This window comes from Mesorhizobium sp. M1A.F.Ca.IN.020.06.1.1 (assembly GCF_004023265.1).
Classification (GTDB): Bacteria; Pseudomonadota; Alphaproteobacteria; order Rhizobiales; family Rhizobiaceae; genus Mesorhizobium.
Window position 1 is genome coordinate 1 of sequence record NZ_RZSR01000670.1, and the last position, 3,419, is coordinate 3,419.

General features: G+C 64.8%; 3 protein-coding genes and 1 pseudogene. All 4 read right to left on the bottom strand.

Annotated features, from left to right (window positions below; genetic code table 11):
• Positions 1-33 precede the first annotated feature (33 nt).
• On the bottom strand, positions 34-1,443 hold the full coding sequence (leuC, locus tag EOA60_RS24720) for a 3-isopropylmalate dehydratase large subunit (RefSeq protein ID WP_066991840.1): 1,410 nt from the start codon (positions 1,441-1,443) through the stop codon (positions 34-36).
• A 280-nt stretch (positions 1,444-1,723) separates the two neighbouring features.
• Positions 1,724-2,359, bottom strand: a complete 636-nt coding sequence (locus EOA60_RS24730) for a class I SAM-dependent methyltransferase (RefSeq protein WP_095825183.1) — start codon at positions 2,357-2,359, stop codon at positions 1,724-1,726.
• Positions 2,360-2,416: 57 nt separating this feature from the next.
• The gene (locus EOA60_RS24735) at positions 2,417-3,229 is read right to left on the bottom strand and encodes an amino acid ABC transporter permease (protein ID WP_095825182.1); all 813 of its coding nucleotides are present in this window, start codon (positions 3,227-3,229) and stop codon (positions 2,417-2,419) included.
• Positions 3,229-3,419: pseudogene (locus tag EOA60_RS38350) on the bottom strand (lytic murein transglycosylase); the annotation flags it as partial. The pseudogene EOA60_RS38350 and the gene EOA60_RS24735, both read right to left, overlap by 1 nt.

A 3,419-nucleotide genomic window follows, 5' to 3' on the forward strand; every position in this document is an offset into this window, starting at 1 on the left:
CTCCGGGCCTTTGATCGCGTCCGCGGCAGGCCGTTACTTCCAGTCGCGGATATCGACGAAATGGCCGGCGATTGCCGCCGCCGCCGCCATGGCCGGCGAGACAAGATGGGTGCGGCCCTTAAAACCCTGCCGGCCCTCGAAATTGCGGTTCGAAGTCGAGGCGCAGCGCTCATGCGGCTTCAGCCGGTCGTCGTTCATCGCCAGGCACATCGAGCAGCCGGGCTCGCGCCAGTCGAAGCCCGCGGCGACGAAGATCTTGTCGAGCCCTTCGGCTTCGGCCTGCTCCTTCACCAGGCCGGAGCCCGGCACGATCATGGCGTTCACGCGCGGATTGACCTTCTTGCCCTCGACAACCTTGGCGGCGGCGCGCAGGTCCTCGATGCGGCCATTGGTGCAGGACCCGATGAAGACGCGGTCGAGCGTGATGTCGGTGATCTTGGTTCCGGGCGTCAGCCCCATATAGTCGAGCGCGCGCAGCTTCGAGGAACGCTTGTTCTCGTCGGCGATGTCGGCCGGATTCGGCACGAAACCCTGCACCGAGACGACATCCTCGGGCGAGGAGCCCCAGGAGACGATCGGCGGCAGTTTTTGCGCATCGAGCACGACCACCTTGTCGAAATGCGCACCTTCGTCGGAATGCAGCGTCTTCCAGTAGGCAAGCGCGGCGTCCCAGGCGGCGCCCTTCGGCGCGCGCGGCTTGTCCTTCACATAGGCGAAGGTGGTCTCGTCCGGCGCGATCAAGCCGGCGCGCGCACCGCCTTCGATCGACATGTTGCAGATCGTCATGCGACCTTCCATCGACAGCGAGCGGATCGCCTCGCCCGCATATTCGATGACGTAGCCGGTGCCGCCGGCAGTGCCGATCTCGCCGATGATGGCGAGGATGATGTCCTTGGCGGTGACGCCTTCCGGAAGCTGGCCGTCAACGCGCACCAGCATGTTCTTGGCCTTGCGCTGAATCAAAGTTTGCGTCGCCAGCACATGCTCGACTTCCGAAGTGCCGATGCCGTGCGCCAGCGCGCCGAACGCACCGTGCGTGGAGGTGTGGCTGTCGCCGCAGACAATGGTCATGCCGGGCAGCGTGAAGCCTTGCTCCGGCCCGATGATGTGGACGATGCCCTGGCGGACGTCGTTCTCCGAATAATATTCGATGCCGAAATCCTTGGCATTCTTGGCCAGCGCCTCGACCTGGATGCGGCTTTCCTCGTTCTTGATGCCGAACTTGCGCTCGGGCGAGGTCGGCACGTTGTGGTCGACCACGGCGAGCGTCTTCTCAGGATGGCGAACGTCTCGGCCGCTCATGCGCAGGCCTTCGAAGGCCTGCGGGCTGGTGACCTCGTGGACGAGGTGGCGGTCGATATAGAGCAGGCAGGTGCCGTCGTCCTGGCGGTCGACGACATGGTCGTCGAATATCTTGTCGTAGAGGGTGCGCGGTGCGCTCATGTGCGTAAATCCGTCGATATGAGAATGGCAAAAGCTGGCGCCGGGGCTTCTGACCGGCGAAGCGACCGGATCGGTCGCCTCAGCTAAGTCGGCTGGTGAGCGCGCCGCAGACGCGCGCGGCAAATCGCGACGGCAGGCGCTTCCTGTCCTGCAGCACGAAACCCTTATAGGCCGGATCGCTGAAAAGCTCTTCCATGGCGCTGCTCATATCAACGTTTTGGCTTTTCGGCAATTGCGGTAGCTTTGCCTTCTCCCCTTGTGGGAGAAGGGGAAGCCGCGCTCACAGCACCTCGAATACGAAAGTCTTCACCAGCGCGTCCGGGTCGCCGATCGCATAGCAGCGAAACCACGGACTTTCCTCGGCCAGCCGCCATTTCCTTGCCTGCCTGAGATCGTCGAACACCGCCTGGAAGCCACCGCTCTCAAAAACCTGGTCGCGCACTGTGAAGATGGCGTGGCCGCCGCTCTTCGTGATGCGCACGAGTTCGTGCAGGCCCTCGGCCGGCGCGTGGCCGATGGTGAAGACGCCGGTCGAGAAGAAGGCGCGGAAATGACTGTCGGGCCAGGGCAGCGGACCGCCGAGCATCGCCTTCTTCAGCTCGCCATAGGCATTGCGGCTGCCTGCGATCTTCAGCATGTCGTCTGAAAGGTCGAGACCGCAGATGTCGCCATAGCCCAGCGCTTTCAATGACGGCCCGGACAGGCCGGTGCCGCAGCCGGCGTCGAGCAGCGGGCCTTCGCCCGCCGGCACATGCCGCGCCACCCAGGCGGTGATAAGGAAGGGCAGCAGATAGCCGAGCGAGGCGGTCTCGCCGTCATAGGTCGCCGCCCATTCGGCATAGGCCTTGGCGAGCGCCTCCGGCGTCTCGGCCGAATAGACGGAGTCCAGCGCCGCATTGGGCTTGTCGAAATTCATGGGTCAGCTCCTGGACGTTACTAACCCAGGAAGCGTAGCGCGCTCTTGGCCCGGGGGCTATTGCTCATGCTGCCGTCGCAGCCGTTTCTCGAGCGCCCGCAGCGCCAGCGACAGGCCGACCGTCAAGATCAGATAGATATAGGCGACGATCGAATAGGTCTCGAAGAAGCGGAACGAGCCGGCGGCATAGACCTTGCCGATCTGCGTGATGTCGGCAACGCCCAGCACCGAGACCAGCGAGGAGTCCTTGACCATGGCGACGAAATCGTTGCCGAGCGGCGGCAGGATGGTGCGGATCGCCTGCGGAAAGACAATCAGCCGGAAGCGCTGCACGCGCGTCAGCCCGAGCGCCTTTGCCGCCTCGATCTGACCCTTCTCGACCGACAGGATGCCGGCCCGGAACACTTCCGAGATGAAGGCCGAATAGCCGATGGTCAGCGCCATGATGGCGCGCCACAGAAGCGAGATGTCGCGCACCAGGAGCTCGCCGATCCAGCCGGCGCTCTGCAGCGGCGCCGTCAGCGCGTTCCACGCCGCGACGAATGCCGGCGCCCCGGCAAAAGCGATCCAGAACAGCAGCACCAGGATCGGCACGCCGCGGATGATCTCGACATAGAAGCGCGCGATCTGGCGCAGCGATTGCGACCCCGACAAGGCCATCAGCGCGATGCCGAGTCCAAGCGCCGAGGCCAGCGCGAAGCCGACCACGGTGACGAAGACGGTGATGCCGATGCCCTTGGCGACGGTGGCGAAGACCTCGGCGTAAAGGTCGCTGGCGGCGATGGCCAGCGCCGCGGCGAGCGCCAGGACGGCCGCTGCGGCCAGCCACCAGGGGAATTCGGATTTGGCGGTGGACGTCGTGGCGGTCATCAGGATGTGCCGCCAGCATCGTTGCGAAGGTCGCGTTCCGGCACAGCCCCCTCTGCGCTGCCGGGCATCTCCCCCGCAGGACGGAAGATCAGCAGCTTTGTCGCCGGCGCTCTTCTTGCAACGTCGGCGATTTGCGAAAGCGAAGGCGACAGCCAATCTCCCCCCTTGCGGGGGAGATGTCCGGTAGGAC

Bases quoted from the DNA above. Each gene is read 5' to 3' on its own strand.
- leuC (WP_066991840.1), bottom strand. From the start codon at position 1,443: ATGAGCGCACCGCGCACCCTCTACGACAAGATATTCGACGACCATGTC.
- EOA60_RS24735 (WP_095825182.1), bottom strand. From the start codon at position 3,229: ATGACCGCCACGACGTCCACCGCCAAATCCGAATTCCCCTGGTGGCTG.
- EOA60_RS24730 (WP_095825183.1), bottom strand. From the start codon at position 2,359: ATGAATTTCGACAAGCCCAATGCGGCGCTGGACTCCGTCTATTCGGCC.